Source organism: Variovorax boronicumulans (assembly GCF_009811375.1).
Taxonomy (GTDB): Bacteria; Pseudomonadota; Gammaproteobacteria; order Burkholderiales; family Burkholderiaceae_C; genus Variovorax; species Variovorax boronicumulans.
Window position 1 is genome coordinate 1 of sequence record NZ_BKDH01000004.1, and the last position, 25,435, is coordinate 25,435.

At 68.8% G+C, this 25,435-nt stretch carries 26 protein-coding genes; 18 read left to right on the forward strand and 8 right to left on the reverse strand.

Going from position 1 to position 25,435, the window contains the following annotated elements; all coding sequences use genetic code 11:
- Window positions 1-485 precede the first annotated feature (485 nt).
- Window positions 486-1,028 carry a hypothetical protein gene (locus VHAB30_RS25020; RefSeq protein ID WP_159278950.1) on the reverse strand — a complete coding sequence of 181 codons (543 nt, stop codon included), beginning with the start codon at window positions 1,026-1,028 and terminating at the stop codon, window positions 486-488.
- A 123-nt stretch (window positions 1,029-1,151) separates the two neighbouring features.
- Here VHAB30_RS25020 and VHAB30_RS25025 point away from each other — a divergent pair, with 123 nt between their 5' ends.
- Complete coding sequence (locus tag VHAB30_RS25025; RefSeq protein WP_159278951.1) at window positions 1,152-2,123, forward strand: LysR family transcriptional regulator; 972 nt, start codon at window positions 1,152-1,154, stop codon at window positions 2,121-2,123.
- Window positions 2,124-2,173: 50 nt separating this feature from the next.
- Here the strand turns inward: VHAB30_RS25025 and VHAB30_RS30995 are convergent, their stop codons facing one another.
- Window positions 2,174-2,347: a hypothetical protein gene (locus tag VHAB30_RS30995; protein WP_167394953.1), complete on the reverse strand. Its 174-nt coding sequence runs from the start codon at window positions 2,345-2,347 to the stop codon at window positions 2,174-2,176.
- Between the two features lie 129 nt (window positions 2,348-2,476).
- Between VHAB30_RS30995 and VHAB30_RS25030 the strand changes: the two genes are divergently transcribed.
- Complete coding sequence (locus VHAB30_RS25030; RefSeq protein WP_159278952.1) at window positions 2,477-3,283, forward strand: metallophosphoesterase; 807 nt, start codon at window positions 2,477-2,479, stop codon at window positions 3,281-3,283.
- 16 nt (window positions 3,284-3,299) lie between these two features.
- Here VHAB30_RS25030 and VHAB30_RS25035 read toward each other — a convergent pair whose 3' ends face one another.
- Window positions 3,300-4,034 (reverse strand): GntR family transcriptional regulator, encoded by a 735-nt coding sequence (locus VHAB30_RS25035; protein WP_062470492.1) that lies wholly within the window; start codon window positions 4,032-4,034, stop codon window positions 3,300-3,302.
- Window positions 4,035-4,331: 297 nt separating this feature from the next.
- On the opposite strand from VHAB30_RS25035, the gene VHAB30_RS25040 reads away from it, so the two are divergent.
- The 8 genes from VHAB30_RS25040 to VHAB30_RS25075 all read left to right on the forward strand — a co-directional run bounded on the left by VHAB30_RS25040 (window position 4,332) and on the right by VHAB30_RS25075 (window position 12,106).
- Window positions 4,332-5,669 (forward strand): aromatic ring-hydroxylating dioxygenase subunit alpha, encoded by a 1,338-nt coding sequence (locus VHAB30_RS25040; protein WP_159278953.1) that lies wholly within the window; start codon window positions 4,332-4,334, stop codon window positions 5,667-5,669.
- A 9-nt stretch (window positions 5,670-5,678) separates the two neighbouring features.
- Entirely contained in the window at window positions 5,679-7,124 is a 1,446-nt protein-coding gene (locus VHAB30_RS25045; protein ID WP_159278955.1) for a glutamine synthetase family protein, read from the forward strand.
- Between the two features lie 8 nt (window positions 7,125-7,132).
- On the forward strand, window positions 7,133-7,456 hold the full coding sequence (locus VHAB30_RS25050; RefSeq protein ID WP_062470484.1) for a 2Fe-2S iron-sulfur cluster-binding protein: 324 nt from the start codon (window positions 7,133-7,135) through the stop codon (window positions 7,454-7,456).
- Window positions 7,457-7,553: 97 nt separating this feature from the next.
- Window positions 7,554-8,756: an ABC transporter substrate-binding protein gene (locus tag VHAB30_RS25055; protein WP_235926917.1), complete on the forward strand. Its 1,203-nt coding sequence runs from the start codon at window positions 7,554-7,556 to the stop codon at window positions 8,754-8,756.
- A 36-nt stretch (window positions 8,757-8,792) separates the two neighbouring features.
- Entirely contained in the window at window positions 8,793-9,653 is an 861-nt protein-coding gene (locus VHAB30_RS25060; RefSeq protein ID WP_062470478.1) for a branched-chain amino acid ABC transporter permease, read from the forward strand.
- The gene (locus VHAB30_RS25065) at window positions 9,650-10,612 is read left to right on the forward strand and encodes a branched-chain amino acid ABC transporter permease (protein ID WP_159278957.1); all 963 of its coding nucleotides are present in this window, start codon (window positions 9,650-9,652) and stop codon (window positions 10,610-10,612) included. The genes VHAB30_RS25060 and VHAB30_RS25065 overlap by 4 nt, the downstream gene beginning before the upstream one ends.
- The gene (locus VHAB30_RS25070) at window positions 10,609-11,385 is read left to right on the forward strand and encodes an ABC transporter ATP-binding protein (protein ID WP_159278958.1); all 777 of its coding nucleotides are present in this window, start codon (window positions 10,609-10,611) and stop codon (window positions 11,383-11,385) included. Before VHAB30_RS25065 ends, VHAB30_RS25070 begins: the two co-directional genes overlap by 4 nt.
- On the forward strand, window positions 11,378-12,106 hold the full coding sequence (locus VHAB30_RS25075; RefSeq protein ID WP_159278960.1) for an ABC transporter ATP-binding protein: 729 nt from the start codon (window positions 11,378-11,380) through the stop codon (window positions 12,104-12,106). Before VHAB30_RS25070 ends, VHAB30_RS25075 begins: the two co-directional genes overlap by 8 nt.
- Window positions 12,107-12,110: 4 nt before the next feature.
- Here VHAB30_RS25075 and VHAB30_RS25080 read toward each other — a convergent pair whose 3' ends face one another.
- From VHAB30_RS25080 to VHAB30_RS25090, 3 genes are all read right to left on the reverse strand, one after another.
- Complete coding sequence (locus VHAB30_RS25080) at window positions 12,111-12,461, reverse strand: hypothetical protein (protein WP_159278961.1); 351 nt, start codon at window positions 12,459-12,461, stop codon at window positions 12,111-12,113.
- A gap of 101 nt (window positions 12,462-12,562) precedes the next feature.
- Window positions 12,563-13,732, reverse strand: coding sequence for an ABC transporter substrate-binding protein (locus VHAB30_RS25085; protein ID WP_062470539.1), 1,170 nt, complete (start codon window positions 13,730-13,732; stop codon window positions 12,563-12,565).
- Window positions 13,733-13,817: 85 nt separating this feature from the next.
- Entirely contained in the window at window positions 13,818-15,413 is a 1,596-nt protein-coding gene (locus tag VHAB30_RS25090; RefSeq protein ID WP_159278962.1) for a phospholipase D family protein, read from the reverse strand.
- Window positions 15,414-15,509: 96 nt separating this feature from the next.
- Here VHAB30_RS25090 and VHAB30_RS25095 point away from each other — a divergent pair, with 96 nt between their 5' ends.
- Window positions 15,510-16,739 carry a nucleoside recognition domain-containing protein gene (locus VHAB30_RS25095; RefSeq protein WP_159278963.1) on the forward strand — a complete coding sequence of 410 codons (1,230 nt, stop codon included), beginning with the start codon at window positions 15,510-15,512 and terminating at the stop codon, window positions 16,737-16,739.
- 6 nt (window positions 16,740-16,745) lie between these two features.
- On the opposite strand, the gene VHAB30_RS25100 is transcribed toward VHAB30_RS25095, so the two are convergent.
- Window positions 16,746-18,746 carry an alkyl/aryl-sulfatase gene (locus VHAB30_RS25100; RefSeq protein WP_159278964.1) on the reverse strand — a complete coding sequence of 667 codons (2,001 nt, stop codon included), beginning with the start codon at window positions 18,744-18,746 and terminating at the stop codon, window positions 16,746-16,748.
- 132 nt (window positions 18,747-18,878) lie between these two features.
- Between VHAB30_RS25100 and VHAB30_RS25105 the strand changes: the two genes are divergently transcribed.
- From VHAB30_RS25105 to VHAB30_RS25125, 5 genes are all read left to right on the forward strand, one after another.
- A complete protein-coding gene (locus VHAB30_RS25105; protein ID WP_159278966.1) occupies window positions 18,879-19,793 on the forward strand; it encodes a LysR family transcriptional regulator in 915 nt (304 codons plus the stop codon).
- Between the two features lie 50 nt (window positions 19,794-19,843).
- On the forward strand, window positions 19,844-20,353 hold the full coding sequence (locus VHAB30_RS25110; protein ID WP_139703538.1) for a flavin reductase family protein: 510 nt from the start codon (window positions 19,844-19,846) through the stop codon (window positions 20,351-20,353).
- Entirely contained in the window at window positions 20,350-20,856 is a 507-nt protein-coding gene (locus VHAB30_RS25115) for a BON domain-containing protein (RefSeq protein ID WP_159278967.1), read from the forward strand. Before VHAB30_RS25110 ends, VHAB30_RS25115 begins: the two co-directional genes overlap by 4 nt.
- A gap of 82 nt (window positions 20,857-20,938) precedes the next feature.
- Window positions 20,939-21,847: a DMT family transporter gene (locus tag VHAB30_RS25120; protein ID WP_062470449.1), complete on the forward strand. Its 909-nt coding sequence runs from the start codon at window positions 20,939-20,941 to the stop codon at window positions 21,845-21,847.
- Entirely contained in the window at window positions 21,844-22,788 is a 945-nt protein-coding gene (locus VHAB30_RS25125; protein ID WP_159274323.1) for a glutaminase, read from the forward strand. The genes VHAB30_RS25120 and VHAB30_RS25125 overlap by 4 nt, the downstream gene beginning before the upstream one ends.
- 7 nt (window positions 22,789-22,795) lie before the next feature.
- Here VHAB30_RS25125 and VHAB30_RS25130 read toward each other — a convergent pair whose 3' ends face one another.
- Window positions 22,796-23,785 (reverse strand): NAD-dependent epimerase/dehydratase family protein, encoded by a 990-nt coding sequence (locus VHAB30_RS25130; RefSeq protein WP_159278969.1) that lies wholly within the window; start codon window positions 23,783-23,785, stop codon window positions 22,796-22,798.
- A gap of 95 nt (window positions 23,786-23,880) precedes the next feature.
- Here VHAB30_RS25130 and VHAB30_RS25135 point away from each other — a divergent pair, with 95 nt between their 5' ends.
- Window positions 23,881-24,837: a LysR family transcriptional regulator gene (locus VHAB30_RS25135; RefSeq protein ID WP_159278970.1), complete on the forward strand. Its 957-nt coding sequence runs from the start codon at window positions 23,881-23,883 to the stop codon at window positions 24,835-24,837.
- Window positions 24,838-25,332, forward strand: coding sequence for a hypothetical protein (locus VHAB30_RS25140; protein ID WP_095948507.1), 495 nt, complete (start codon window positions 24,838-24,840; stop codon window positions 25,330-25,332).
- The last annotated feature ends 103 nt before the right edge of the window (window positions 25,333-25,435 follow it).

The following is a 25,435-nucleotide window of genomic DNA, read 5'->3' on the forward strand; positions in this document are numbered from 1 at the left end:
CTGAAGTTGTTTCAGCGAAGCCTTCGATTATGCACTGTTTTTTCAAACCGCGTCAACTTTCGAAGACTTTCTTCACCACTCACAACCAACGCTCCTGAGAGCACCAGTCGCTTCGAAACACCAGAGGTATTCAGCAGCGAAGCCTGCCAGTGTATGTCATTTTGGGTGCCGAAGCCAACACGAGATGAAAAGAATCTTGCATCGAGACCGCTCCACAGCTTGCCGCGTCTTCAGGGACCGCTTGATCCCACGGCGTTCCCCAGGAGCGACTCCATTCGCCCCCTTATATATAGAGGCATAGAGGCGCACACTCCCCCAACCAGGGCGCCGTCGAACAACTCCCTCAGCGCCTTCATGACAGCAGAGACATTCACCAACCTGCATCGGCTCCGCCCCCAATGAAAAAGGCCCGTCGGACATACGTCCGACGGGCCTTTGAACCAACTCAACTACAGCCGGCCGCTCAACGCCCGGTTCAGCCTCGTTTAGTAATAGCGCGAGCTGTTCATGCGGCGCATCGCTTCGTACAGCGTGGGCATGCGCACCTCTTGCGAACGGCGGTTCATGCGGGCCAGGGCGTCGACCTTGGCGACGGCCTGAACCGACACGACGTCCTCCGACTGCTGGCGCCACACCGCGGCTTGCAGCTCTTGCATGATGCGCGGATCGCTCTGGGCGGTCGCCAGGAAGCGGGCGTCTGCACGCGCTTGCGCACGGCGCTCTGCAGCTTCGCGCCACAGGGTGGCCAGGCTGCTCTTGCGGACCGAGCCGACGAAGAGTGCGAACAGGGCGATGGCGGCGACGCAGAACACGGTCCATGCGGCGAGCAGCGCGCCTTCGTCCCAGTTGGAGACGATCTTGTCGGCGACCACGAGCACGGCGGCCGCGAGGGCCAGCACGAACAGTGCGATCAGCGGACGGGCGCCATGGGCACCGGCGCGGGCGGCCTGGATCTGGCCGAAGAGAACTTCGGCGCGACGGACGCCGGGATGTTCGGTGGGTTGGTCAACGTGGACAAAGCTGGTCATGATGCATCCCTCCTGGGGACAAGTGGTAATCAGTGGTGGCGAACAAGGCCGATGACCTGATATTAGGGATTACCCCAGTGTTCCACCACTTTATCTTTCTGATGTTTATCATTCATATCACTGATGGACGTCAATTTCCGCACATTCGACCTCAACCTGCTGCGCGTCTTCGATGAGGTGATGGCGGAGCGCAACCTCACGCGCGCCGCCCGCAACCTCGCGATCACCCAGCCGGCCGTGAGCAACTCGCTGCGCCGTCTGCGCGAGCTCTTGGGCGACGAGCTGGTGCGGCGTTCCGGTGCGGGCGTGGAACCCACGCCGCGCGCGCAAGCCCTCTGGCCGACGGTGCGCGACGCCTTGCGCCAGCTGCAGCACACGCTGGCGCCCGGCGAGTTCGATGCCGGCACCGCCGACACGACCTTCCTGCTGGCCATGGCCGATGCCACGGCCGCCGAACTCATGCCGGGCCTGGTGAAGATTGCGGAAGAAGAAGCCCCGGCCATCTCGCTGCGCGTGCTGCCGCTGACCACGCGCGACCCGCGCCGCATGCTGGAGCACGAAGAAGTCGACATGGCGATCGGCTACTTTCCCGCCGTGATCGCGAGCCTGGCGGCGCGCGGTCAGTCGGGGGTGGGGGTGCCGTTCGAGACCCAGCGGCTCTACCTGGGCCAATATGTCTGTGTGATGCGGCGCGGCCATCCACTGGCCAGCGCACCGCTGACGCTCGACAGCTACTGCACAGCGCGGCACCTGCTGGTGAGTTTTTCGGGGCGGCCGTACGGCTTCATCGACCAGACGCTGGGCGCCATGGGGCGCGAGCGGCGGATCGCGGTGACGGTGAACCAGTTCTTCACCGCCGGGCGCGTGGTCGCGAATTCGGACCTGCTGGCGGTGCTGCCGCGTCACTTCGTGAGCGTGACGGGCATCGAGAATCAACTGGTGGTGCGGGACCTGCCCTTCGACCAGCCGCCGGTGCACGTGGATGCCATCTGGCACCGGCGCGCCCAGCATGGGCATTCGCACGAGTGGCTGCGCACGGCGCTGTTGCGCTCGGCGGCCGCGGCGTTTGCGGACTCGGTCCACGGGCAGGCGTGACCTGCCCTTGGATTCCGGGTGCACCGCACGGGGCGGCGCGCGTCAGCGAATTACCTGACGACGCTGAGCCAGGCGGAAGCCGCCGCACGCAGCTCTTGCGCGTGGTGCGCACCGCGACCGGCACGGCTGTCGGCGCTTTCCATCAGCGCGGCAGCGTGGCTGGCGGGGGTCTGGCTCGGCGACGAACGGAAGAAACGGGCCACTTGGGCAAGAAGACTGAACATGACGGTGCGCGGCTTGTGGCTGCGACGGGGTTGATTAACGATGGATATAGATTAAGGGTAATCCCTAGTAAAGCAAGCCCCAGGTTATGCATCTCACGCATAGTGCGATTCACCTAGACTGACCCGACGATGAAGCTGCAACTGCTCTCCGACCTCCACCTGGAATCCCATCCGCGTTTCCACGCCGACCCCATCCCGGGCGCCGACCTGCTCGTGCTCGGGGGCGACATCGGCTCCTACCAGGAAGGCTCCCGCCTGGCGGACACCGACTTCGGCCTGGGCCGCTTCTCGCCACGCAAGGGCTGGCCGACGCCAGTGGTCTACGTGCCGGGCAACCACGAGTACGACAACCTCGATTTCGATGCGACGCATGCGCGCCTGCGGGCGCTGTGCGACGAGCTCGGCATCCTCTGGCTGGAGCGCGAGACGCTGGTCATCGAAGGCATCCGCTTCATCGGCACCACGCTGTGGGCCGATTTCGACGCGCTGGTCGAGCCCCGCGACGGCCTCGCCGAGGCGCTCAAGAAGCGCGGCAAGGCGATGCGCGCGGCCGATTTCTACCTCGAGAAAATGGCCGGCACACGCGACGGCAAGCCCTTCATGGCTGCCGAAATGAGAGAGCAAGCGCTCACCTGCCAGGCCTGGTTGCGTGATGCGCTGGCCCAGCCTTACGACGGCACGACGGTGGCCATCACCCATTTCGCGCCCAGCTTGGCGAGCGCCGATCCACGCTACGGGCTCACGCCCGGCACCGCGGGTTTCTGCAATTCGCTCGACGAGCTGCTGCCGCACGCACAGCTGTGGCTGCACGGCCACCTGCATTGCCCGTTCGACTACGTGAGGGACGGCTGCCGCGTGGTCGCCAATCCGCTGGGCTACCGCAGCAACGGCGAGCAAGAGGGCTACCAGCCCCAGCTGCTGATCGAGATCCGCTGACCGGGCGTTTCGCCGGTCAGGCGGTGCGCCCCTTGGCCACGAGCCGGATGCCCGGCATGAGCTCGGCCGCGAGCTCGGGCCGCTCCAGCGCGTAGTCGAGGTTCATGCGCGCGATCTCGACGTGCTCCTCGCCGAGCGCCTGGGCGCGCGAGCCCTGGCCGCGCTCGATGGCCTGCACCATCGCGTGGTGCGTGCGGTGCGCCTGGCGCATCCACTGCTGACCCTCCTCCATCGACGACTGCATGGGCAGCATCGCGCTGGGCGCGGCAAAGGGCTGGCCGCCGAGCATGTCCATCACGCGCTTGAGCGCAAGGTTGCCGCAGCCTTCGAGGATCAGCCGGTGGAAGCGGTCGTTCATCTCGACGTAGGCCGCGTAGTCGTCGATCTCCATGCTGGGCTTGTTGACAGCGCGGTCGCCGTCTTCCAGGCAGTCCTTCAGGTCGCGCAGCAGCTGGCGCGACACGCCGTCTTCGGCCAGCAGGCGGGCGGCAAAGCCCTCGATCACGCCGCGCACGCGGATGGCGTCGGCCACTTCCTGCGAGGTGAAGCGGCGCATCTGGTAGCCGCCGCTGGGCGACTGCTCGATGAGCCCTTCGTGCTCGAGGCTGGCCAGCGCCAGGCGCACCGGCGTGCGCGAGGCCCCGAGCTTCTCGGCCAGCGGGATCTCGGCCAGCCGCTCTCCAGGCACGAATTCGCCCTTGAGGATCAGGTCGCGCAGTTGCACGAGCACGCGGGATTGTTGGGAGTCCATCGGGAGGCGCCAGGGCAACAAGGAGAGGGATGAATGGGCGGATTCTAGGAGACCCGCCCACCACTGCACACAGCATAGCCAAACGGGCGCGGTTGTTGCATGCACTGCAAACAGAAGTGTGTCAAAAACACACAAACATCTCAGAGTTAACCCTATATATGGCCGCTCCAAGCCCCAAAAAAGGGCGAATCGGCTGATGAAAGTTTGACCTTTGTCAAAAATCACCAAGACAATGCATACAACTGCATGCAATGCCTGCAGGCCTTCTGACAAAGACCTCTCGATGGAGCCCGCACGATGATCAGCGCCGAGCAAAACGATTTCATCACCCGCGTCGGACCCGGCGCGCCCGCCGGCAAGCTGCTGCGCCGTTATTGGCAGCCGGTGGCCCTGGCCGACGAACTGGCGGGCCCGCGCCCGGTCAAGCCCGTGAAGCTCATGGGCCAGGACTTCGTGCTGTTCCGCGACGAGAGCGGCCAACTCGGCATGCTCGACCGCGACTGCCCGCACCGCGGCGCCGACCTGGCCTTCGGCCGGCTGGAAAACGGCGGCATCCGCTGCGCCTTCCACGGCTGGCTGTTCGACGCCAAGGGCAACTGCCTGGAGACCCCCGCCGAGCCCGCCACCAGCAAGCTGTGCAGCCGCATCAAGCAGTCGGCCTACCCGGTGGTCGAGAAGGCCGGCATCGTCTTCGCGTACATCGGCGAGGGCGAGCCCCCGGCCTTCCCCGACTTCGACTGCTTCGTCGCGCCCGACACCCACACCTTCGCGTTCAAGGGCCTCTTCGAATGCAACTGGCTGCAGGCGCTCGAGGTGGGCATCGACCCCGCGCACGCCTCGTACCTGCACCGCTTCTTCGAGGACGAAGACACCTCCGAGAGCTACGGCAAGCAGTTCCGCGGCGCCTCGGCCGACTCCGACATGCCCATCACCAAGGTGCTGCGCGAGTACGACCGCCCCGACATCAGCGTGGAACCCACCGACTACGGCTTCCGCCTGAAGGCGCTGCGCAAGCTCTCGGAAGACACCACCCACGTGCGCGTGACCAACGTGGTGTTCCCGCAGGCCTTCGTGATCCCGATGAGCGCCGAGATGACCATCTCGCAGTGGCACGTGCCCGTGGACGACACGCACTGCTACTGGTACGCCGTGTTCACGAGCTTCACCGGCCCGGTCGACAAACAGCAGATGCGCGACCAGCGCCTGAAGCTGTACGAGCTGCCCGACTACACCTCGCGCAAGAACAAGCGCAACAACTACGGCTACAGCATCGAGGAACAGCTGACCGAAACCTACACCGGCATGGGCGACGACATCAACGTGCACGACCAGTGGGCGGTGGAGTCGCAGGGCGCCATCCAGGACCGCACGCGCGAGCACCTGGGCAGCACGGACAAGGGCATCATTGCCTACCGCCGCGTGCTGGTGAAGGCCATCGAGGCCACGCTCGCCGGCGAAAGCGCGCCGATGCTCATCGACGCCGCGCAGGCCAGCGCCATGACCGGCCCGCCGTCGATCGACGGCATCGGCAAGGTCGTCGATGAAGCCGCCACCGAGGCCTACTGGCAAGACGCCGACCGCGCGCGCCGCCTGAAGTCCGACTGGGCGTCCGCACGTCTGGCCGCCACGGCCTGAGCACGCGCCATGAACAGCCACACCTTCGTCGACCGCTTCGGTCTCTGGTCGGCCGACCAGCATGCGCAGGCGCGCGAACTCGTGCGCCGCATCGACAGCGGCGAGGTGGACACCGTCCGCTTCGCCTGGCCCGACCAGCACGGCCTGCTGCGCGGCAAGACCCTGGTCGCGGGCGAGGCGCGCTCGGCCCTGTGGGAGGGCGTGAACCTCACCTCCACCCTGCTGGCCAAGGACACCTCGCACAAGACCGTGTTCCCCGTGTTCACCCAAGGCGGCGGCTTCGCCATCGAGGGCCTGCAGGGCGGCGCCGACTTCACCATCGTGGCCGACCCCGCCACCTTCAAGGTGCTGCCCTGGGCGCCGCGCACTGGCTGGATCCTGTGCGACGCCTACATGGCCGACGGCCGGCCCTGCCCCTTCGCCACGCGGCAGATCCTGCAGCGCGCGGTGACGCAGCTCGACGAGCTCGGGCTGGACTTCATCGCCGGCCTCGAGGTCGAGTTCCACGTCTTCAAGCTCGAAGACGCGCGCATGGGCCTGGCCGACTCGGGCCAGCCTGGCGAGCCGCCGCGCGTGTCGCTGCTGTCGCATGGCCACCAGTATCTGACCGAGCTGCGCTACGACCGCGTCGACGGCCTCATGGAGCTGCTGCGCTCGCAGCTCGTGGCGCTCGGCCTGCCGCTGCGCTCGCTGGAGATCGAGTTCGGCCCGAGCCAGTTCGAGCTCACCTTCGGCCCCACGGCCGGCGTGACGCCCGCCGACACCATGGTGCTGCTGCGCAGCGCCATCAAGCAGATCTGCCAGCGCGCCGGCCTGCATGCCACCTTCATGTGCCGCCCGAAGATCCCGAACGTGATGTCCAGCGGCTGGCACCTGCACCAGTCCTTGCGCCGCAAGAGCGATGGTGTGAATGCCTTCATGCCCGAGCCCGGCGGGCGCGACCTCAGCGAGATCGGCATGCACTACCTCGGCGGCCTGAAGGCGCACGCCTGCGGCGCGGCCGCGCTCGCCAGCCCGACGATCAACGGCTACCGCCGCTATCGCCCCTTCTCGCTCGCGCCCGACCGCGCGATCTGGGCCCGCGACAACCGCGGCGCGATGCTGCGCGTGCTCGGCGGCCCGGGGCAGAACGCCTCGCGCATCGAGAACCGCGTGGGCGAGCCGACGGCCAACCCGTACCTGTACCTCGCGTCGCAGCTGTTCTCGGGGCTGGACGGCATCCGCAACAAGACCGACCCAGGCCCCTCGGCCGATGCACCGTACGAAACGCCGGCCGAGCAACTGCCGCGATCGCTCGGCGACGCCCTCGCCTGCCTGCGCCGCGACGAGATGCTCAACACGCAGATGGGCAAGACCTTCGTCGACTACCTGTGCCACATCAAGGAAGCGGAGATCGCCCGCTTCAACCTCGAAGTCAGCGAGTGGGAACACCGCGAGTACTTCGACATGTTCTGAACCCTTCAATGCCCACGATCCACTACATCCTCAAGGACGGCACCACGCGCGAGGTCGACGCCAAGGTCGGCGCCAGCGTGATGGAGACCGCCATCCGCGGCAACGTGCGCGGCATCGACGCCGAGTGCGGCGGCTGCTGCTCGTGCGCGACCTGTCACGTCTACGTCGACGACGCGTTCCTCGAACTGCTGCCGCCGCCCGACGACATGGAAAGCGCGCTGCTCGATGCCGTCGCGTCCGAGCGTCGGCCCGGTTCGCGCCTGAGTTGCCAGCTCAGCGTGAGCGCCGCCCTCGATGGCCTCACGGTGCGTGTGCCCGATACACAGGTCTGACCAACGCGTCGGGCATCATCGCCCGCTGCCAAACATCCGGTTACAAGCCAGCGGCGCCCGTGCGGCGCATTCCACTCCCACTGAAAGGCGTTTTTTCATGACGACGACGATGACCAAGCGAACCCTCCTCTCGACCCTGCTGCTCGCCGGCCTCGGCATGGCGGGTGCGGCCCAGGCACAGACCAGCGAGCCGCTGCGCATCGGCCTCATCGCGACCTACTCCGGCCCCTACGCCGACTACGGCCGCCAGTTCGACGCCGGCATCGCGCTGTACCTGAAGGAGCACGGCGGCAAGGTGGGCGGGCGCACCGTCGAGATCATCAAGAAAGACACCGCCGGCCCGGCGCCCGACGCCGCCAAGCGCATCGCGCAGGAGCTCATCGTGCGCGACAAGGTGAACGTGCTCACCGGCCTGGACTTCAGCCCCAACGCCTACGCCGTGGGCGCCATCGCCACGCAGGCCAAGATCCCCACGCTGGTGATGAACGCCGCCTCCTCGGCCATCACCACCAGCTCGCCCTACGTGGCGCGCCTGTCGTTCACCGTGCAGCAGGTCACCGACCCGATGGCGCGCTACATGCTCAAGCAGGGCGTGAAGGACGCCTACACCGTGGTCGCCGACTACGCCTCGGGCGTCGACGCCGAGACCGCGTTCAAGAAGGCCTTCACCGCCGGCGGCGGCAAGGTCTCGGGCGAGGTGCGCACGCCGATGAACAACCCTGACTTCTCGGCCTACGTGCAGCGCATCAAGGACGCCAAGCCCCAGGCCGTGTTCTTCTTCTTCCCCTCGGGCGTGATGCCGCCAGCCTTCCTCAAGGTGTGGAAGGAGCGCGGCATGGAGCAGGCCGGCATCAAGCTCTTTGCCACCGGCGAAGCCACCGACGACAGCTACCTGGACGCCACCGGCGACGTGGCGCTGGGCCTGGTCACCAGCCACCACTACTCGTTCGCGCACAACTCGCCCAAGAACCAGAAGTTCGTGAAGGACTTCGCCGCCGACAACGGCGCCAAGCTGCGCCCCAGCTACTTCGCCGTGACCGCCTACGACACCATGGCCGCCATCGACCTGGCGCTGGCCAAGACCAAGGGCGACACCGCCGGCGACAAGTTCATGGACGCGCTCAAGGGCCTGAGCTTCGAGAGCCCGCGCGGCCCGATCGAGATCGACGCCGCCACGCGCGACATCGTGCAGACCGTCTACATCCGCAAGACCGAGCGCGCCAACGGCCAGCTGGTGAACGTGGAGTTCGACAAGTTCGAGCGCGTCAAGGACCCGGCCAAGGAAGCCGCTCCCAAGTAAGACAACGCCAGCCAGCACGCAGCAAGCAGGAAATTCATGGGCATCGTGATCTTCGATGGAGTGGCCTACGGCATGCTCCTGTTTCTCATCGGCGTGGGCCTGTCCATCACGATGGGACTCATGAATTTCGTCAACCTCGCGCACGGCAGTTTCGCGATGGTGGGCGGCTACGCGGCCAGCGTGCTCATGAACCAGTGGGGCCTGGGCTTCGGGCTCTCGCTGGCGGCCGCCTTCGTGGCGGCAGCGGTGGTGGGCGCGGTGCTGGAGTTCGTGTTCTACCGGCGGCTGTACCGCGCGCACCCGCTGGACCAGGTGCTGCTGTCGATCGGCGTGGTGTTCGTCTCGATCGCCGCGTTCACCTACTTCTTCGGCCCGACGATGCAGCCCTTCACGCTGCCGAAGGCGCTCGAGGGCCAGGTGTCGCTGCTGGGCCTCGAAGTGGGCCGCTACCGCCTGTTCCTGATCGGCTGCGGCGTGGCCGTGCTGGTCGCGCTGCTGCTGGGCCTGGGCAAGACGCGCTACGGCGCGATGGTGCGCGCCGCGGTCGACAACCAGCGCGTGGCGGGCGGCACGGGCATCCACGTGCAGCGCCTGTTCTTCCTGACCTTCTCGCTGGGCTGCGGCCTGGCGGGCCTGGGCGGCGCGCTGAGCCTGGGCATGCTGGGGCTGGAGCCGTCGTTCCCGCTCAAGTACCTCGTCTACTTCCTGATGGTGGTGTGCGTGGGCGGTGCGGGCACCGTCACCGGGCCTTTCATCGCGGCGCTGCTGGTCGGCATCGTCGACGTGGCGGGCAAGTACTACCTGCCTGAAACGGGCGCCTTTCTCATCTATGTGTTCATGATCGTCATGCTGCTGGTGCGCCCGAACGGCATCGTCGCCAAGAAGGGGCTCGCATGAAGCCGCTGAGCCTGTCCCCCGCGCAACTGCGCGTGGCCGAAATCGCCTTCTGGCTCGCGCTCGCGTCGAGCTTCTTCCTTCTGCCCGACAAGCTCACGCTGATGAGCCAGATCATGATCTTCGGGCTCTTCGCCGTGTCGCTGGACATGGCGCTGGGCTACGCGGGCATCCTCACCGTGGGCCACGCCGCCTTCTTCGGCGCGGGCGCCTACGCGGCCGGCCTGCTCGCCAAGTACGGCTGGAGCGAGCCCTTCAGCGGCCTGGTGTTCGCGCTCGCCGTGTGCGGCCTGCTGGGCTACGTGCTGAGCTACCTCGTGGTGCGCGGCGCCGACCTCACGCGGCTGATGATCACCATCGGCGTGTGCGTGCTGCTGTTCGAGCTGGCCAACCGGCTCTCGGGCATCACGGGCGGCACCGACGGCCTGCAGGGCGTGGTGATCGCGCCGGTGCTGGGCCTGTTCGGCTTCGACCTCTACGGCAAGACCGCTTTCGGTTATGCCTTCGGCGTGGTGCTCGCGATGTTCCTGCTGGTGCGGCTGGTGCTGCGCTCGCCCTTCGGCCTGGCGCTGCGCGGCATCCACGACAGCCGCAAGCGCATGACGGCCATCGGCTCGCCGGTGGAAGCGCGGCTGCGCATGGCCTACGCGATGTCGGCCGCCGTGGCCGGCGTGGCCGGCGCGCTGCTGGCGCAGACCACGCAGTTCGTCGGCATCGAATCGATCAGCTTCAACCGCTCGGCCGAAGTGCTGATCATCCTCGTGCTCGGCGGCACCGGGCGGCTGTACGGCGGCCTCATCGGCGCCATCGTCTACATGCTGGTGCACGACTGGTTCGCCGACATGAACCCGCAGTACTGGATGTTCTGGCTCGGCATCTTCCTGATCGCGGCCGTCATGCTGGGACGCGGCGGGATCATGGGCGCGCTCTCGCGCGTGGTGCGCACGGGGAAGGCGCGATGAGCTCCACCACCGCAACCACCACGCACGCCCTGCGCACGCAGAACCTGGGCATCAGCTTCGGCGCCTTCCAGGCCGTGAGCGAGGTCAACCTGTCGCTCGAGCCCGGTGCGCGGCAGGCGCTGATCGGCCCCAACGGCGCCGGCAAGACCACGCTCATCAACCTGCTCACGGGCGTGTTCAAGCCCACCAGCGGCCACATCCACCTGGGCCCGCGCGACATCACGCGCCTGCCCGGCGACAAGCGCGCCCGCATGGGGCTGGCGCGCACCTTCCAGATCAACACGCTGTTCCCCAGCCTCACGCCGCTGCTGTCGGTGGTGCTGGCCATCAGCGAGCGCGAAGGGCTGGGCGCCACCTGGTGGCGGCCGCTCAAGGGCTGCACCGCCGTGTTCGACGAAGCGCATGCGCTGCTGGCCACGCTGAAGCTCGACGCCCTGGCCGACGTGCCCGTGGCCGAGCTGGCCTACGGCAAGCAGCGGCTGCTCGAGATCGCGCTGGCGCTCGCCGCCAAGCCCCGCATCCTGCTGCTCGACGAGCCCGCCGCCGGCGTGCCGGAAGACGAGAGCGGCGAACTCTTCGAAGCCATCGCGGCGCTGCCGGCCGACATCAGCGTGCTCTTCATCGAGCACGACATGAAGCTCGTGTTCCGCTTTGCGCGCCGCATCTCGGTGCTGGTGGGCGGACGCATCCTCACCGAAGGCACGCCCGCCGAGATCGGCGCCGACCCGCGCGTGCGCGAGGTCTACCTGGGAAGCTCGCACCACCATGGCTGAAACCGCCGCCCTCGCCTTCGACCGCGTCACCGCCGGCTACGGCAACGCCGTGGTCCTCGACCGCCTCGACTTCTCGCTGCGGCCCGGCGAAAGCCTGGCCATCCTCGGGCGCAACGGCGTGGGCAAGACCACGCTGCTCGAAACGCTGATGGGCAACACCCGCGTGATGCAAGGCGCGATCCGCTGGCAGGGTGCCGACATCACGCGCTGGCCCGCGCACCAGCGCGTGCGCGCGGGGCTGGGCTGGGTGCCGCAGGAGCGCGAGGTGTTCCCCTCGCTCACGGTGGAAGAAAACCTCACGGTGATCGCCCGCCCCGGCAGCTGGACCTTGCAGCGCGTGTACGAATTCTTTCCGCGTCTGCGCGAGCGGCGCGGCAACTACGGCAACCAGCTCTCGGGCGGCGAGCAGCAGATGCTGGCCATCGGCCGCGCGCTCATGACCAACCCGAAACTGCTGCTGCTCGACGAGCCCATGGAAGGCCTCGCGCCGATCATCGTGGAAGAGCTGGCGGCGGCGATCCGGCGCCTGTGCGAATCGGAAGGCCTGGCCTCGATCGTGGTGGAGCAGCACCCGGTGCTGGCCCTGGACATGACGCACCAGGCGATCGTGCTGGAGCGCGGCACCGTCGTGCACGCCGGCCCGAGCGCGGTGCTGGCGGCCGACAAGGAGCTGCTCGAAGGCCTGCTGGGCGTCGGCATCGCCGAGGCGCCGGCCGGCTGAACCGTCAGGCCAGCAGGCCGATCCGCCGGGCACCGACAAAGAAACGCCACGACGCCAGCCCGCCGGCGATGAGGCTCACGCCCCACGACAGCCACACGCAGGTGTACAGGATGAAGGCCAGGCCGACGTCCACCACGGGCGCCAAAAAAGTCGTGTCCTTGCCGAACAGCACATGGGTGCCCAGGCCCCACCACACGAAGTACGGCAGCACGGCCAGGCACAGGCCGTAGACGAGGCTGGCCACCAGCGGGCCCAGGTGCTCGCGCAGCACGGCCCAGCGCACGAGGAAGAACAGGGCCAGGTCCAGCAGCACCAGGGCCAGCAGGCCGAGGCCCAGGATGAGTTCGAGGGTCATGGCCGCACTGTAAGCACGCCGACCCGCGACAGGGCCGCGCGTGCGCCGGCGTACCGGCAGGCGCTACCGTGCGCCGCAGCGCGCGGTACGCCTCGACCGCATCAGCTCAGCATCTGCCCGCGGCTGCCGATCACGGCCACGTCCACGAACTGGCCGCCTTCGCGGTTGGAGCGGCCGTAGTTGATCTTCACGCCGCCCAGGTCGAAGTTCTCGATGCTCGCCATGCCGCCGAGCACGGCGGCGCGCGTCGGCGCGGGGCCGGCGCGGCGCAGGCCCTCGGCCAGCACGGCGGCGTTCATGTAGCCCTCCAGGCTGGTGAGCGAAAAATCCTTGGTGCCGTTGGCCACCATGTCGGCCTGGTAGCGGCGCACGATCTCGAACTTGGTCGAGTACGGCGACGGCACCACGATCACGAAGCCCAGGCCGCGCGCCAGGTCGCCCATGGCCGACAGCGCGCTGGCCGTGATCGACAGGCCGTAGGCCGAGCTGCTGTTGCCCGCGCCGCGCAGCGCCTTCAGGAACACCGGCGCCGTGCCGGCCAGGCCGACCACCACCACCTGCGGCTTGGCCTTGGCGATGGCCTCGGCGGCCGGGCCCACTTCCATGCTCGTGGTGTTGGGCGTGGTGGCGATCACCGCCGGCTCCAGCTTGGCCTTGGCCAGCGCGTTCTTGAACGCCGCCAGCACCGACTGGCCCAGTGGGTCGTTCGAATGCACGAGGCCGATGCGGGTCTGGCCCAGCACGGCGGCCGTGCTCACCAGCTTGTCGACCTCCTGGTCGTAGTTGGCGCGCACCCAGAAGGTGTTGGGCGAGGTCTTCTTGCGCAGCGCGATGGTGCCGGTGATCGGGCCGACCACGGCCATGCCGGGCACCGCGTCCATCACCTCGGCGGTCTGGCGCGTGCCCAGCGGGTGCACCAGCGCGAGCACCGAGCTGTCCTTCTCGAAGGCCAACGCGTTGGCCTTGGCCACCTCGGGCTTGAAGGTGTCGTCGGCCATCACGAGCTCGACCTTGCTGCCGTGGATGCCGCCGGCCTTGTTCAGCGCGTTGAAGAACGCGGTGGAGCCCTGGTACAGGCCCTGGCCATTGGCCTTTTCGACGCTGCTGTTGTCGAAGGTCGTCCCGATGCGGATCGCACGGTTCTGCGCGAACGCCGGAAATCCCAGCCCGACGCCAGCCGCGGCGGCCGTCGTGGCGGCCAGCCCGGAAAGGGCGCGGCGGCGGCTGGTGGAAAGCGGCGCGGTCGACTCGCGCGGCACGGGGACGGTCATGATCAAAGCCTCCAATAGTCGGTGACAAAAGTTCACATTTCAAACAGAAATGTAACGCACCTCACTGGATCGGTCATGACAAACCCTAGAGCAGCTCCTCGCCCACGATGGGTAAAAGCAACCAGTTCTTGAAGCGCAGCCAGAGGAATTCCCCCGGTTCGTCCTCGTGCACGATGTCGCCGCCGGCATCGTCGTATTCCAGCCACTGCACGCGCCGCCCGCCGGGCGCGAGCCGCAGCCGGTAGCCCAGATTGACGCGCTCGCCGTTCATGAGCTTGTCGTAGTCCTGCACCAGCCGCGGGCTGTCGATCACCAGCCCCATCTCGGTGTTGACGGCGGCCGAGCGGTGGTCGAGGTTCATCGAACCGACGAAGAAGCGCTCGTCGTCCACGATGGCCAGCTTGGCATGCAGCCGGCTGATCGACTTGCCGAAGTCGCCGAATCGCCCCGAACGCCCGGTGAGCGTGGGCGCGATCTCGTAGATGGTCACGCCGATCTTCAGCATGTCGGCGCGGTAGCGCTCGTAGCCCGCATAGGCCAGCGGTTCGTCGGTGGCGCCCAGCGAATTGGTGACCACCGTGATGCGGCCGCCGCGCTCGATGGTCGCCTTCATCATCGCCATGCCCCGCGCGCCCGGAATGAAGTACGGCGAGCCGATCTTCACTTCGTGCTTCGCCGCCTGGATCACGCCGAGCGCGCCCTCGGTCACGCTGCCGCCGTAGGCCGCCTCGGCCTTGCGCGTGATCTTGTCGGGGTCGTCCACGAACAGCGTGGCCGGGGCCCAGTAGCGGTCGATGCGGCCGGTGGTGAGCTGCTCGCCGAGCGGCGACTTGTTCAGGATGTCGCGCTGGCGCATGGGCACGTCGGGCACGGCCGCGCGCGCCAGGGTGTCGAAGCGCCGCTGGGCTTCTTCCACCGGCACGCGCCGCGGCGCGATGCGCTCGATGGGCCAGGCGTGCTCGCTGTTCCAGTAGCGGTCGAAGCCCTCGGACATGCGTCGCACGATCGGCCCGCTGGAGAGCACGTCCATGTCGATGAAGTTCGCCGCCGTGCTGCGCATGAAGTACTCGTTGGCGATGTTGCGCCCGCCCGAGACCGCGAAGCTGTTGTCGGCCACCAGCAGCTTGTTGTGCATGCGGTGGTTGATGCGCCCGAAGTCGCCCAGCGAGAACAGCAGCCGCGCGGCCAGCGAGCCGGCGCGCGAAGGCAACGGGTTGAACAGCCGCACCTCGATGTTCGGGAAGGCCGAGAGGCTGCTGAACACCTCGTCCTCGCCCGCCGTGTACAGGTCGTCCACCAGCAGCCGCACGCGCACGCCGCGCGCGGCGGCCTCGCGCAGCTCCTTGAGGAACAGCAGGCCGACGTCGTCGTTGCTGATCAGGTAGTACTGCACGTCGAGCGATTTCTCGGCGTGCCGCGCCAGCGAGATGCGCGCATCGAACGCGAACGCCGCCTCGGGCAGCAGCCGGAAGCCCGACAGCGGCACCGCCGCGCTGCCCTGCGGCGCGTCCTGGGCGGCCAGCCGGCCCAGGTCGGTGTCGGCCACGTCGGTGATCGCGTTCGTGAGCACCGGGTGCGGCTGCGGCGGCGGCAGGCTGGCGCAGCCCGCGAGCCAGGCGAGGGCCAGCCCGCTCGACACCAGGGCGACGAAGCGACGAAGGCGGAACAGGGCGGCGGCCATGGGTTGCACTGTAGCGCCGCAGAGCCCGGCCCGGGCGGCATGCCGCCCTATGATCAACGGCACACACGGCAGCCAACGAAAAGAAGGAAAAAACGCGTGCTCAATGGGTTGTGGCTGGGGTTCTTCGGGATGGCGGCGCTCGCAGCGCTGGGACGGTGGCTCGTCGGCGGCGACCCGACCGTGTTCGCGGCGCTGGTCGAAAGCCTGTTCGCGATGGCGCGGCTGGCCGTCGAGGTGATGGTGCTGCTGTTCGGCACGCTCACGCTGTGGCTGGGCTTCCTGCGCATCGCCGAAACCGCCGGCCTCGTCGGCTGGCTGGCGCGCCTGCTCGGGCCGCTGTTCCGACGGCTGATGCCGGGCGTGCCGGCGGGGCACCCGGCGCTGGGGCTCATCACGATGAACTTCGCGGCCAACGCGCTGGGGCTGGACAACGCCGCCACGCCGATCGGCCTGAAGGCCATGCGCGAACTGCAGCGCCTGAACCCCGACCCCGTGACGGCCACCAACGCGCAGATCCTGTTCCTGGTGCTCAACGCCTCGTCACTGACCTTGCTTCCCGTCACCATCTTCATGTACCGGGCGCAACAGGGCGCGAGCGACCCGACGCTGGTGTTCCTGCCGATCCTGCTGGCCACGAGCGCCTCGACGCTGGTGGGCCTGCTGTCGGTGGCGGTGGTGCAGCGCCTGCGGCTGTGGGACCCGGTGGTGCTGGCCTACCTGGTGCCCGGCGCGCTGCTGCTGGGCGGCTTCATGGCGCTCCTGGGCACGCTGTCGGCGGCGGCCATCGCCTCGCTGTCGTCGCTGCTGGGCAACCTCACGCTGTTCGGCGTGATCATCGTGTTCCTGGCGGCCGGCGCGGTCCGGCGCGTCAAGGTCTACGAGGCCTTTGTCGAAGGCGCGAAGGAAGGCTTCGACATCGCGAAGCACCTGCTGCCCTACCTCGTCGCGATGCTGTGCGCGGTGGGCGTGCTGCGCGCCTCGGGCGCGCTCGACTTCGCGCTCGACGGCCTGCGCTGGCTGGTGCAGGCGGGCGGCTGGGACGCGCGCTTTGTCGACGCCATGCCCACGGCGCTCGTCAAGCCCTTCTCGGGCAGCGCGGCCCGCGCCATGCTCATCGAGACCATGAAGACCCAGGGCGTCGACAGCTTCCCCGCGCTGGTGGCCGCCACCATCCAGGGCAGCACCGAGACCACGTTCTACGTGCTGGCGGTGTACTTCGGGGCGGTGGGCATCCAGCGCGCCCGGCACACCGTGGCCTGTGCCTTGCTGGCGGAGCTGGCGGGGGTGGTGGCCGCGATTGCGGTCTGCTACTGGTTCTTCGGCTGAGCCCGCTTACTTGCGGGGCTCGACCACCGGGAACATCAGGTTGAAGTTGTCGAGCATCCCGAACAGCTCGCCCAGCTTCGCCCGGTTGCCGTCGATCTTCACGAGCCCCGACTGCACGGCTTCTGGAAAGGTCGTCTGCTTCAAGGTGATCGCATCGAGCGTCGCCCGGCTCAATGTGACCGTGGCATCCGCGCCGGCCGCCTGCTGGTTCTTCACATGCGTGAGCGCCGAGTTCTCCAGCGTCAGCACGAACTTCTGGTTCGAATCGGTGAAGTTCCAGTTGACCACCATCGTCTTGCCCTCCGCCTTGGCCGCGTCGAGCCGCACGCCGAGGTAGTCGAAGAAAAGTTCGTTGCTCACGGCCTTGAGCGTGTCGCCGTTCGCACTGCTGCCGCCCGGAATCTTCGGCACGCCGTTGCGCAGTTCCATCGCGCCCACCAGGTAGGCGCTGCGCCAGGTGCCCGCCTCCGATTGGTAGCCCAGCTGTTCGAGCGCATCGGCGCCGAGTTCGCGTGCCGCGCGGTTGGCCGGGTCGGCGTACACCACCTGGCTCATCGCGCTGGCCACCCAGCGGTACTCGCCCTTCTTGAAATCTTCGCGGGCGCGCGCCACCACCGCGTCGGCGCCGCCCATGTACTCGACCGTCTTCTTCGCCTGCGCCACCGGCGGCAGCGGGTTCAGGTTGGCCGGGTTGGCGTCGTACCAGCCCAGGTACTTCTGGTAGACCGCCTTCGCGTTGTGGCGCAGCGTGCCGTAGTAGCCGCGCGTGGACCACTCCTGCTCCAGGCTCGCGGGCATGCGCAGCGTCTCGGCGATCTCGGACGCCGTGTAGCCGTGGTTCAGCAGGCGCAGCGACTGGTCGTTGATGAACTTGTACATGTCGCGCTGCTTCTTCAGCAGGTCGACGATGCGTTCGCGCCCCGTGGTGGGCCAGTGGTGCTGCGCGATGAGCACGTCGGTCCTGTCGCCGAAGGCCACGCGCGCCTCGTCGATGTACTTGGCCCACAGGTTGCCGTCGCGCACCTCGGCGCCGCGGATCGTGTACAGGTTGTGCATGTTGTGCGTCACGTCCTCGGCCATGTTGAGCACGCGGAACTGCGGCAGGTACATGAGCATCTCGGACGGCGCCTCCGAGCCCGGCACCAGCTGGAATACGATCTGCACGCCGTCGATGGTGCGCTCCTCGGTGGTCTTCTCGACGGTCGAGGTGGGCGCGATCAGCGTCACGCTGCCACGCGCCAGCGCCTTGCCCAGGCCGGTGTCGACCTGCCCGCGCGCGCCCGGCGGCAGCAACGTGCCGAACTGGTACTGCGAGCGCCGGTTCATCGCATTGCCCGCCAGGATGTTCTCGGCCACCGCCGACTCCATGAAGCCCGAGGGCGCGATCACCTGCACCTTGCCCGCGGCCACATCGGCCTCGCTGACCACGCCCTTCACGCCGCCGAAGTGGTCGGCGTGGCCGTGCGTGTAGATCACCGTGCCGACCGGCTTCTTCGGGCGGTGCTGGTAGTACAGCTCGAGCGCGGCGCGCGCGGTCTCGGCGGCCAGCAGCGGGTCGATCACGATCAGCGAGGTGTCGCCTTCGACGATGGTGACGTTCGCCAGGTCGAAGCCGCGCACCTGGTAGACCCGGTCGGTCACCTTGAACAGGCCGTGGATGGCATTGAGCTGCGCCTGCCGCCACAGGCTCGGGTTGACCGTGTCGGCCGCCTCGTTCGCCTTCAGGAAGTCGTAGGGCTTCATGTTCCAGACCGGGCGCGGGCCGCTGCCGCTCACCAGTGCGTCGGGCACGGTGCCGATGAAGCCGCGCATCGCGTCCTCGAAGTCCTGCTTGTTCGCGAAGGGCAGCGCCTTCGCCATGTCGGCGTTGGCCTTCAGCGTGACGGGCTCGGCCGCCTTGGGCGCGACCACCACCGGCTGCGCGGTGGCGGTGAAGGCGCAGGCCCAGGCGACGAGGGCCAGGGAGAAGCGGGCGGAAGGCGCGGAAGCAGAAGCAATGCGGGTCATCGATGTCTCGGGGTTGTTGTCTGTCGGACGACGGAGCACGGGAAAGCACGGGGAGGCCGTGGCCGATTCTCGGAAGCACCCAACCCCTTGGCAAATGCAAAATGTGATCTTGCTTTTGAACCAAAACGCAAAATGCAGCTGCGCCACCTCCAGCATCTGATCGCCCTCGCCGAGCAAGGCAGCTTCGGGCGTGCCGCGCAGGCCGTGCACCTGTCGCAGCCCGCGCTCTCGCGCAGCATCGACGCGCTGGAGCAGGCGCTGAAGGCCCGCCTCATCGACCGCGCCTACGGCACCGTGCGCTTCACGCAGGCCGGCGAGCTGGTGCTGGCGCGGGCCCGCGAGCTGGTCGCCGACGCGCGGCAGATCCAGCGCGAGGTGCAGCAGCTCGAAGGCCTCACGCTCGGCAGCCTCAACGTCGGCCTGGGGCCCTTCGCGGCCGGCCTGCTGGGGCGCGCGGCGCTCTCGCTCATGACGCAGCGCCACCCGCAGCTGCTGATGCGCATGGAAGTGGCCGACACCCCCACCCTCAGCGAGCGTCTGCACCGGCGCCAGATCGACCTGTTCATCGCCGACACCCGCGACCTGAAGAAGCAGCCCGGCCTGAAGCTGGCGCGGCTGCCCAACGTGCCGGTGTCCTTCTTCGTGCGGCCCCGGCATCCGCTGCTCAGGCAGCCGGCGCCGGTCACGCTCGAGCAGCTCATGGACTACCCGGTGGCCGGCCCCAACCTGCCGGCCGAGGTGGCCGCGCATTTCGACCGGCAGATCCGCCGCACCGACCGCGGCGTGTTCAACGTGACCTGCGACGACGCCGACACGCTGCGGCACCTCGCGCTCACGGCCCACGCGGTGATCCTCGCGCCCCACGCGCCCGGCCTCACGCCCGAGACCGCCGCGCTCGCGCCGCTGCCGGTCGCGGGCCTGTCGCGCATGCGCACCCACTACAGCCTGGTGACGCTGGCGGGCCGCACGCCCTCGGCCGCAGCCACGGTCTATACCCGGCTGGTGACCGAGTTGCTCGGCCCCGCCAAGCAGCCCGCCGGGGCCTGAGCCAAAATGGCCCCTCCTCCGCCGCTCACCGCCTTGCCGTCCGTTCTCCCGTGACCACTTCCCGCCGGGCCCAGCCCCCCACCTTCTCGCCCGGCGAATTCCGCAAGGCACTCGGCATGTTCGCCACCGGCGTGACCATCGTCACCGCGCGCGCGGCCGACGGCAGCCTGGTCGGCCTCACGGCCAACTCGTTCAACTCGGTGTCGCTCGCGCCGCCGCTGGTGCTGTGGAGCCTGGCGCGCGCGGCCGCGTCGATGTCGGCGCTGCGTGCCGGCTCGCACTACGCGGTCAACATCCTGGCCGCCAACCAGAAGGCGCTGGCGGAGCGCTTCGCCACCAAGAACATCGACCGCTGGGCCGACGTGGCCTACACCGACGGCCTGGGCGGCGCGCCGGTGCTGCAGGGCGCGGCGGCGAGCTTCGAGTGCTTCAACCGCAGCCGCTACGACGAAGGCGACCACGTGATCTTCGTGGGCGAGGTGGAGCGCTGCACGCACGACCCCGACGCCTCGCCGCTGCTGTTCCACGGCGGGCGCTTCTACACCGAGCATCCCTTGTGAAACACCCCGCGCTGCTGGCCGTCCTGCTGCTCGCCGCGCGGATCGCCACGGCGCAGGGCACGCCTGAGCCATCGCCGCCGCTGCGGCAGAACTGGTTCGACGACCCCTTCTTCCAGGTCGCCGCGGGCCTGCCGGCCTGCCCCATGCCGCAGGGCCCCTACTACACCGCCGAGGAACGCCGCGCGCAGACCCACTCGCGGCTGGAGCGCGGCACCAGCTGCTGGCTCGCCGGCAAGTGCACCGACAGCAACGCCTACCGCTACGACAAGCCGCTCGCGCCGAAGGTGCGTGCCGCGCTGCTCGCGGTGCCGGGCGTGCGCCGCAGCAGCGTGTGGGTCACGGTGCAGCGCCGCTGGGTCTACCTGCAGGGCTGCGTGCCCGACGCGGCCCTGGCCCGCAAGCTCGAGCGCGCGGCGCGCACCGTGGCCGACGTCGAGACCGTGGTGCCCGACCTGATGGTGGGCACGCGCGGCAAGCCGCCCTACCCGCTGGCCGGGCACTGAGCGGCGCCGCACGGGTTCTTCGCCGGCGCGATACGATCATCGGATGAATTCCGCGGCCCGTGCCGCCACCGATTGACCGCGAATGATCCAGCGCAAGACCCACCTCGACTCCCTGGCCATCGGCCTGCTCATCGTCTGCTGCGCGTTCTGGGGCCTGCAGCAGATCCTCATCAAGACCACCGTGACCGAGGTGCCGCCGCTGTGGCAGGCCACGGTGCGCATGGTCGGCGCGGTGGCGCTGCTGTGGCTGTGGTGCGCGGTGCGGCGCGTGCCGCTGTTCGAGCGCGACGGCACGCTGTGGCCCGGGCTGCTGGCCGGCCTGCTGTTCGCGGGCGAGTTCGCCGGCATCTACCTGGGCCTGCAGCACACCAGCGCCTCGCGGCTCACGGTGTTCCTCTACACGGCCCCGTTCTGGGTCTCGCTGCTGCTGCCGCGCTGGGTGCCGGCCGAGCGGCTGCGCGGCTTCCAGTGGCTGGGCCTGTTCATCGCCTTCGCGGGCGTGGTGCTGGCCTTCAGCGAGGGCTTCGGCCACATGAGCTCGTCGCAGCTCATCGGCGACGGCATGGCGCTGGCGGCCGGCATGCTCTGGGGCCTGACCACGCTCACGCTGCGCACCACGCGCCTGGCCACGGCCAGCGCCGAAAAAACGCTGTTCTACCAGGTGGCCGTGACCGCCGCCGTGTGCCCCCTGCTGTCGCTCGCACTGGGTGAAACCTGGGGCTTCTCGTACTCCGCCTGGGCCTGGACCTCCATCGGCCTGCAGACGGTGGTGGGCGCCTTCGCGAGCTACCTCACCTGGATGTGGCTGCTGCGGCACTACCCGGCCACGCAGATGTCGTCCTTCACCTTTCTCACGCCGCTGTTCGCGCTGATCTTCGGCGTGGCGCTGCTGAAGGAGCCGCTCACGCTGCAACTGGTGGTGGCGCTGATCGGCGTGGCGCTGGGCATCGTGCTGGTGAACCGGCGGCCTGCGGTACAACGCCCGGCATGAGCAAGAAACTCCACCGGTTCCAGCCCGTCCTCGACGAGATCGTCGCCACCCTGCGCCTGCAGCTCGGCCAGGGCGGCACCGTGGCCAGCTACATCCCGGCGCTGGCGCGCGTCGATGCGCGGCAGTTCGGCATTGCGCTGCGCACCTGCGACGGCGAGGAAGCCGGCGCGGGCGACTTCGAGACGCCCTTCTCCATTCAAAGCGTGTCCAAGCTCTTCACGCTCACGCTCGCCATGCAGCGCATGGGCGACGCGCTGTGGGAGCGCATCGGGCGCGAGCCCTCGGGCAACCCCTTCAACTCGCTGGTGCAGCTGGAGAACGAGCAGGGCAAGCCGCGCAACCCCTTCATCAATGCCGGCGCCATCGCGGTGGCCGACCGGCTCGTGAGCCAGGCGAAGGCCAAGGGCGGCAGCGCCAAGGCCGACATCCTCGCGCTCATGAGCAGCCTGTGCGGCGAGCGCATCGACTTCGACGGCGAGGTGGCGCAGTCGGAGGCCGACACGGGCTTTCGCAACGTCGCGCTGGCCAACTTCATGAAGAGCTTCGGCAAGATCGACAACGACGTGGCCGAGGTGCTCGACACCTACTTCCACCAGTGCGCGCTGCGCATGAGCTGCCGCCAGCTCGCGCGCGCCGCTGCCTTCCTGTGCCGCGACGGCGCGCACCCGATCGCCGGCGAGCCCGAGGTCACGGGCGAGCGGCAGACGCGCCGCATCAACTCGCTGATGCTCACCTGCGGCACCTACGACGCGGCCGGCGACGTGGCCTTTTCGATCGGCCTGCCCTGCAAGAGCGGCGTGGGCGGCGGCATCGTCGCGGTGGTGCCCGACCAGCTCACGCTGTGCGTGTGGTCGCCGGCGCTCGATGCCACCGGCAACTCGCTGCTGGGCATGAAGGCGCTGGAGCTGTTCGTGGCGCGCACCGGGCTGTCGGTGTTCTGACCTGCATTCAGGCCGCCACGGCCACGGGTGCCACGGGCAGGCAGCCCATGCCGTCGAGCGATGCTTCCACGGCCTCTTCGAGCGGCGTGTGCGGCTCGCGGCCCAGAAAGGCCACCAGCTTCGCGTTGTCCATGCCCACGGGCGTGCGCCACAGGTAGCGCATCTCGCGCAGCTCGCGAAAAGTGACGACGAAGGGCGAGGCCAGCGCCAGCAGCCACCAGGGAAAGGCCGACACGCGCACCTGGGCGCCGGTGCGCCGGGCCACCACCTGGCGGATCGCGTCGCTCATGCGCGTGCCGTCGGCGTCCCAGTGGCCTGCCATGTGGAAGCGCGCAAAGGGCGGGAGCCGGTCGCGCCGCGCCAGCAGCTCGACCATGGTGCGGGCCACGTCCGGCAGGTACGACCACTGGTGGCCCACACCGGGGTCGCCGGGGCGGCTGACGGCCCGGACGGGCTGGCCCGCCTTCACCAGCCCCTGCGAGAACCAGTTGTTGCCCGCCTTCGGGCCGAAGAAGTCACCGGCGCGCACGATCAGCACGCGCGCGCCCTCGCGGCTGGCGTCTTCGAGGCGCTTTTCCATCTCGACGCGGATCGCGCCCTTGGCGGTGAGGGGGCGCTGCGGCGAGTCTTCGGCCAGCAGCGGGAAGGCATCGGGGCCGAAGTTGTAGACCGTGCCGGGCAGCACGACGGTCGCGCCCTCGGCCTTCGCGGCGGCCAGGGTGCTGTCGAGCATCGGCAGCACCAGCTCCGACCAGCCGCGATAACCCGGCGGATTGACCGCATGCACGATGACCGCGCATCCCTTCGCGGCCCGCCGCACGGCCTGCGCGTCCATCGCGTCGCCGGCCAGCCAGGTGATGCCCTCGCGCTTTCCCTCGGCGGCGCCGCGCTTCAGGGCGCGCACCTCCCAGCCCGCATCGCACAGCTGGCGGGCCACCTCGCCGCCGATGCCGCCCGTGGCGCCGAGCACCAGAACCGTGTTGTCGTTGCGTGCCATGAAATGCTCCTGAACAGTGATCGATGGACGAATTCTGGGCAGGACGGGGTTCGAATGGAATTGCCGAACATGCACCATCGACCATACATTTCCGTATGACCTGGAACATCAGCTGGGAGCTGTACCGCTCCTTCCTCGGCGTGCTGCGCGAGGGTTCGCTCTCGGGTGCGGCGCGCGCACTCGGCATCACGCAGCCCACAGTCGGGCGCCATGTGGCGGCGCTCGAAGAAGCGCTCGGCGTGGTGCTCTTCACCCGCTCGCAGGTGGGCCTGCTGCCCACCGAGGTGGCGCTGGCGCTGCGCACGCACGCCGAGGCCATGGAAAGCACCGCCGCCTCGCTGCAGCGCGCGGCCAGCAGCCAGGGCGACGGCGTGCGCGGCGTGGTGCGGGTGTCGGTCAGCGAGGTGGTCGCGGTGGAGGTGCTGCCGCCCGTCGTGGCGCGGCTGCGCGAGGCGCACCCGGCGCTGAAGGTCGAGCTGGTGTCGACCAACCGCGTGCAGGACCTGCTGCGGCGCGAAGCCGACATCGCCGTGCGCATGGTGCGGCCCCGGCAGGCGCAGCTGGTGGCGCGCCGCATCGGGAACATCGAGCTGGGCTTTCACGCGCACACCAGCTACCTCGCGCGCCACGGCACGCCGCGCACGCCCGACGACCTGGCGGCGCACGCGCTCATCGGCTACGACCAGCCTTCGGCCTTCGTGCGCGAGGCGATCAAGTCGTTCAAGTCGGTCACGGGTTTCACGCGCGATGCCTTTGCGCTGCGCACCGACAGCGACCTCGCGCAGCTGGCCCTCATTCGCGCGGGCGCGGGCATCGGCGTGTGCCAGGTGGGCCTGGCCAAGCGCGACGCCGCGCTGGTGCGCCTGCTGCCGCGCGCGCTCTCGCTCAAGCTCGACACCTGGGTCACGATGCACGAAGACCTGCGCCACAGCCCGCGCTGCCGCGTGGCCTTCGATGCACTGGTCGAGGGCTTGCAACAGTACGTTGGCGCAGCTTCCACGCCCGCGCCCCGGGCGACAATGCCCCGCGCAAGACCCAAAGCCTCTCCCTGAATGACGACGACCGATTCCCCCGACCACCTCCCCCTGCAGGAACCCCGCCTCTGGCGCGACGACCTCTGGACCGCCCGCATCATCAAGAACGAGGAAGACGACGGCTGGGCCGTCGAGATGACCCGCCACGGCGACCCCGAGCCCGCGCTCGTCGGCCCCTGGACCATGGGCCGCGACAAGAAGAACCCCAAGCCGCTGGACACCCCCGCCTTCCACACGCTGGTGAAGACCGCCGCCGAGGTGATCCGCCGCCACGAACAGCAGCTGCACGCCACGCTCAACAAGAGCGTGACGGTCACCGCGCGCAACGACCAGCGCATCCGCGTGGCGCTGTCGATCGTGCCCGACGAAGACAACCCCTCGGCCACGCTCACGGCGTATGACGATGCCGACGACTCGGAGCTGGCGAGCGTGAACGTGTCGCCCGCGTTCCGGCTCACGACCTCGAGCGCCACCGCGTGGATCGAGTCGGACTACGCACGCCCGCGCAGCTGATGTGTTCAGGCGCTGCGCGCGAATAGCACACGCGCCGCCCTTTCGCCAATTAGCGAAAAAGCGTATGTTCACACCGGGGTGAGTTGAGAAGAATCCGCCCCAA

Coding starts and splice junctions, on each gene's coding strand:
- VHAB30_RS25020 (WP_159278950.1), bottom strand. CDS start 1,028: ATGACCAGCTTTGTCCACGTTGACCAACCCACCGAACATCCCGGCGTC.
- VHAB30_RS25025 (WP_159278951.1), top strand. CDS start 1,152: ATGGACGTCAATTTCCGCACATTCGACCTCAACCTGCTGCGCGTCTTC.
- VHAB30_RS30995 (WP_167394953.1), bottom strand. CDS start 2,347: ATGTTCAGTCTTCTTGCCCAAGTGGCCCGTTTCTTCCGTTCGTCGCCG.
- VHAB30_RS25030 (WP_159278952.1), top strand. CDS start 2,477: ATGAAGCTGCAACTGCTCTCCGACCTCCACCTGGAATCCCATCCGCGT.
- VHAB30_RS25035 (WP_062470492.1), bottom strand. CDS start 4,034: ATGGACTCCCAACAATCCCGCGTGCTCGTGCAACTGCGCGACCTGATC.
- VHAB30_RS25040 (WP_159278953.1), top strand. CDS start 4,332: ATGATCAGCGCCGAGCAAAACGATTTCATCACCCGCGTCGGACCCGGC.
- VHAB30_RS25045 (WP_159278955.1), top strand. CDS start 5,679: ATGAACAGCCACACCTTCGTCGACCGCTTCGGTCTCTGGTCGGCCGAC.
- VHAB30_RS25050 (WP_062470484.1), top strand. CDS start 7,133: ATGCCCACGATCCACTACATCCTCAAGGACGGCACCACGCGCGAGGTC.
- VHAB30_RS25055 (WP_235926917.1), top strand. CDS start 7,554: ATGACGACGACGATGACCAAGCGAACCCTCCTCTCGACCCTGCTGCTC.
- VHAB30_RS25060 (WP_062470478.1), top strand. CDS start 8,793: ATGGGCATCGTGATCTTCGATGGAGTGGCCTACGGCATGCTCCTGTTT.
- VHAB30_RS25065 (WP_159278957.1), top strand. CDS start 9,650: ATGAAGCCGCTGAGCCTGTCCCCCGCGCAACTGCGCGTGGCCGAAATC.
- VHAB30_RS25070 (WP_159278958.1), top strand. CDS start 10,609: ATGAGCTCCACCACCGCAACCACCACGCACGCCCTGCGCACGCAGAAC.
- VHAB30_RS25075 (WP_159278960.1), top strand. CDS start 11,378: ATGGCTGAAACCGCCGCCCTCGCCTTCGACCGCGTCACCGCCGGCTAC.
- VHAB30_RS25080 (WP_159278961.1), bottom strand. CDS start 12,461: ATGACCCTCGAACTCATCCTGGGCCTCGGCCTGCTGGCCCTGGTGCTG.
- VHAB30_RS25085 (WP_062470539.1), bottom strand. CDS start 13,732: ATGACCGTCCCCGTGCCGCGCGAGTCGACCGCGCCGCTTTCCACCAGC.
- VHAB30_RS25090 (WP_159278962.1), bottom strand. CDS start 15,413: ATGGCCGCCGCCCTGTTCCGCCTTCGTCGCTTCGTCGCCCTGGTGTCG.
- VHAB30_RS25100 (WP_159278964.1), bottom strand. CDS start 18,746: ATGACCCGCATTGCTTCTGCTTCCGCGCCTTCCGCCCGCTTCTCCCTG.
- VHAB30_RS25105 (WP_159278966.1), top strand. CDS start 18,879: ATGCAGCTGCGCCACCTCCAGCATCTGATCGCCCTCGCCGAGCAAGGC.
- VHAB30_RS25120 (WP_062470449.1), top strand. CDS start 20,939: ATGATCCAGCGCAAGACCCACCTCGACTCCCTGGCCATCGGCCTGCTC.
- VHAB30_RS25125 (WP_159274323.1), top strand. CDS start 21,844: ATGAGCAAGAAACTCCACCGGTTCCAGCCCGTCCTCGACGAGATCGTC.
- VHAB30_RS25130 (WP_159278969.1), bottom strand. CDS start 23,785: ATGGCACGCAACGACAACACGGTTCTGGTGCTCGGCGCCACGGGCGGC.
- VHAB30_RS25135 (WP_159278970.1), top strand. CDS start 23,881: ATGACCTGGAACATCAGCTGGGAGCTGTACCGCTCCTTCCTCGGCGTG.
- VHAB30_RS25140 (WP_095948507.1), top strand. CDS start 24,838: ATGACGACGACCGATTCCCCCGACCACCTCCCCCTGCAGGAACCCCGC.